1 protein-coding gene and 1 pseudogene are annotated in these 3,522 nt (G+C 62.5%); both read left to right on the forward strand.

Translation table 11 applies throughout. The annotated features are described in order from the left end of the window. Nucleotides 1-485: pseudogene (locus WCB02_RS34820) on the forward strand (hypothetical protein); the annotation flags it as partial. A 19-nt stretch (nt 486-504) separates the two neighbouring features. Then, nucleotides 505-3,522: condensation domain-containing protein (locus WCB02_RS34825; RefSeq protein WP_423965798.1), on the forward strand; the 3,018-nt coding region annotated here is incomplete at its 3' end.

The following is a 3,522-nucleotide window of genomic DNA, read 5'->3' on the forward strand; positions in this document are numbered from 1 at the left end:
GCGCGGCATTCGAATTTACCGAACGGGAGCCAGGAACCGCTGCTTTTCTAAGTCGACTGCACAATTTCACCTTCGGCGCGATGCCAAGCCTGGGCCTGACGGGAGCGGCCATTCCCGGAACGAAATATGGCCTGCGTCGACTCGTGAACGGTTTGGCGCGAGACCTGTTCCTGGAGGATTCCGCAACCTATTATCAGGACCTGCTCGGCTATGCCGAGCCCGAATTGGCGAGCCTCGATAGTGCGGTTGCATGGCTTGATCGCTATGTGTCCGACGCCATCAATCCCAGGAAACTGATTGATCAGCTGGATCCAACCGTGCTGGCCAAAGCATTGAGCGGCAAACGCACGTTGCGAGATCCGGACGACATATCTGCCATCGCAGCCTCACCGCAACGCGTCCGCCCGAAGCGCGCGGGCACACACACGTCGCCCAAGCGCGCCAAAACAGCGAAAACGAAAGTCAACCGCCGGCGCGCCAAATAAACGAGCTTGGGAGACGAGTTTGTCAGGGATCGCAGAGAAATGGCCGCAGGAGGCCATCGCCAAAGCCGAGAACCGGGTGTTTTCCTGCATCGGAGATCTTCTCGCCTACCATGGGCGCCATTCGCCGGAGCATCCGGCCATTCTCGCGCCGGGAGGCGCGGCGTTGACATATGGTGCGTTCTGGCTTCGCGTGAACGAGATAGTTCGCGAGTTGCGCAAATTCGGCATCAGCCGGCGCGACCGTGTCGCGGTCGTATTGCCAGGCGGACCAGAGGCCGCGGTGGCAGTCGTCGCTGTCGCGGCCGGTGCGGTGTGTGTGCCGCTGCACCCCGGTTTTTCCGCGCAGGAGTGGCGGGGGACCTTCGAAGACCTACGGGTGGCCGCGCTCTTGACGTGCTCCGATGTGGACTCGGCAGCCCGGAGCGTCGCATATGGCCTTGCCATACCGGTGATCGATCTCTCGCCGAACCCCACGCAGGGGCCCGGCGCCTTCAGTCTCGTTTGCTCAACGGCGCGAGGCGCTAACAACGACGAATTGGCGACCGGCGCCGACGACGCGTTCATCCTGCTGACCTCGGGGACCGCGTCACGGCCGAAATTGGTGCCTCTGCTCCACTCCAGCATCTGCCTCTCAGCCCACAATGCAGGTGCCGCGGTCGCGATCGAGGCGCAGGATCGATTGCTGTGTGTTCTGCCTCTGTTTCACGCGCATGGTCTGATCTCGGGACTTTTGACGGCGCTGGCAGCCGGGTCCAGCGTGATCTGCGCGCCGAAATTCGACGCCGCGGCCTTCTTCGGTTGGCTGAAGCAGCATCAACCAACCTGGTATACTGCGGTCCCCCCCATCCATCGCGCGCTGATAGCGGAAGCGCGTCGCCGGAAACGGGCGTATCGGCGGTCATCCTTGCGGCTGATCCGATCCGCTTCCTCGTCGCTGCCGACCGACGTGCTCGACGAACTCGAGCAGCTGTTTGGCGTGCCCGTGATTGAAACCTACGGCATGACCGAAGCCGCGTCCCAGATTGCCGCGAACCCTGTGGAGAAGCGCAAGCCTGGCTCCGTCGGCAAGCCCGCGGGCGCCGAGATCGCCATCATGGACGGCATGGGCCGCCCTCTGGCCGCCGGCGAACCGGGAGAGGTCGCGCTCAGAGGCCCGACCGTGACGAGGGGCTATGACACCAACGAGCTCGCAACCAGAGCAGCCTTTCGCGACGGCTGGTTCTGGACCGGCGACCGCGGCTACATCGATTCAGAGGGATATCTGTTCCTGCTCGGGCGCATCAAGAAAGCCGATGTGATCAACCGTGGAGGGCAGAAGGTTTCGCCGGCCGAAGTCGAAAAGGCACTCCTGGGCCATCCCGAGGTGATGGCAGCCGCGGCTTTTCCGCTCATCCACAAGAAGCTTGGGGAGGATGTCGCGGTCGCCGTCGTGCTGCGGCCGGAGGCCAAGACCAATTCCCACAAGCTCCGGCAGTTCGCGAGGGATCACCTGGCGCGGTTCAAGGTTCCCAGCCTGATCCAAATTGTGCCGGCGATCCCGACCGGTCCCGACGGAAAGATTGTTCGCGGCGAACTCGCCGGCATGCTGTCGATAGCATCGCCACGATCGCGCATCGAACGCAACGACAAGCCGGTCGAGCCGCGTTCGGAAACCGAGTGGGAGCTGGCCAAAATCTGGGCGGATCTCCTGGAACTCCATGCGGTCGGGATCGAGGACGACGTCTTTGCACTTGGGGCGGATTCCCTGACGGTCGCGCAACTGCTTTCGCGCCTACGGACCCGCTTCCGGGTCGAACTTTCCTTCAACGACATTTTCGATGCGCCGACGATTGCGACGCTTGCGGTCCGGATCGAGTCCTCGAAAAAGCGAATCTCCGCCGCGCGCCCGGACCTGCGTGACGTTCCGGCGGATGGCCCTGGCCAGCTGTCACAGCAGCAGCAGAGAATCCAGGTCCTGAGTACGATCGACCAGATCGGACACAAATACCATGTGGTGGGTGCAGCGCGTCTGTCCGGGCCGCTCGATCCCGACGTGCTGGAAGCGAGCATCGCCGCGATCAGCGAGCGCCACGAGGCCTTGCGATCGATCTTCCCGGAGCGTCTGGGCGAGCGAATACAGATCGTGACGCGGGTTCGACCACGCCTGGAACATCTCGACCTGGGCGCGTTATCCGAGCCCGACAAAGCCGAAACGATTCGATCCCAGACGATGCAATGGCTGCGGCAATCGCTCGACATCGAAAAGCGACCGCCGATACGGTTGCAGCTCCTGAAACTTGGCGAGCACGACCATGCGCTGCTGGTCAAGCTCCATCATCTCATTACGGACGGATGGTCCCAGCGGCTGTTCTGGGAAGAGCTCGAGGCGCTCTATAACGCGGGAATAAGAGGAGAGCCTGCCAAATTACCCGAGCTTCCGGTTCAATATCGACATTTCGTCGCGTGGCAGCGCACGTGGCTGCGAACGCCGGCCGCCAAGGACCAGGGCGATTATTGGCGTGGGCGGCTCAAAGGGTTGGCCGAGCTGCCGCTGCGAACGGATCGGCCCCGTCCGGAGACACGGACCGGCCGCGGCGCCAGGCTTCCGCTGAGCTTGTCGCGGGAGTTGTCTGGCCGCATCAAGTCGTTGAGTCAGAGCCACAACGCGACCTTGTTCATGACGCTTCTCGCCGCGTTTCAGTGCCTCCTGTACCGATATACGCAGCACGAGGATGTCGCGGTCGGGACGTTGATCGCCAACCGCAACCAGATCCAGATCGAGCGGTTGATCGGAATGTTCGCCAATGCCATCGTATTGCGGACCGACCTTTCCGGGGACCCCACCTTCGCTGACCTGCTGCGGCGTGTCCGGCAAATCACATTGGATGCCTATCGGAACCAGGACCTCCCGATCGAGCAGATTTTCCAGGCCCTCCAGGTGCCGCGCAGTCTGGATCGCAACGCCCTGTTTCAGGTCATGTTCATTCTGCAAAAGGCGCCTTCGAAAGGCGCTGCCCTGTCCGGATTGTCGACGAATTTTGTCGATGTCGACCCTGGC

The sequence above is a fragment of the Bradyrhizobium sp. genome (assembly GCF_049581145.1).
Taxonomy (GTDB): domain Bacteria; phylum Pseudomonadota; class Alphaproteobacteria; order Rhizobiales; family Xanthobacteraceae; genus Bradyrhizobium.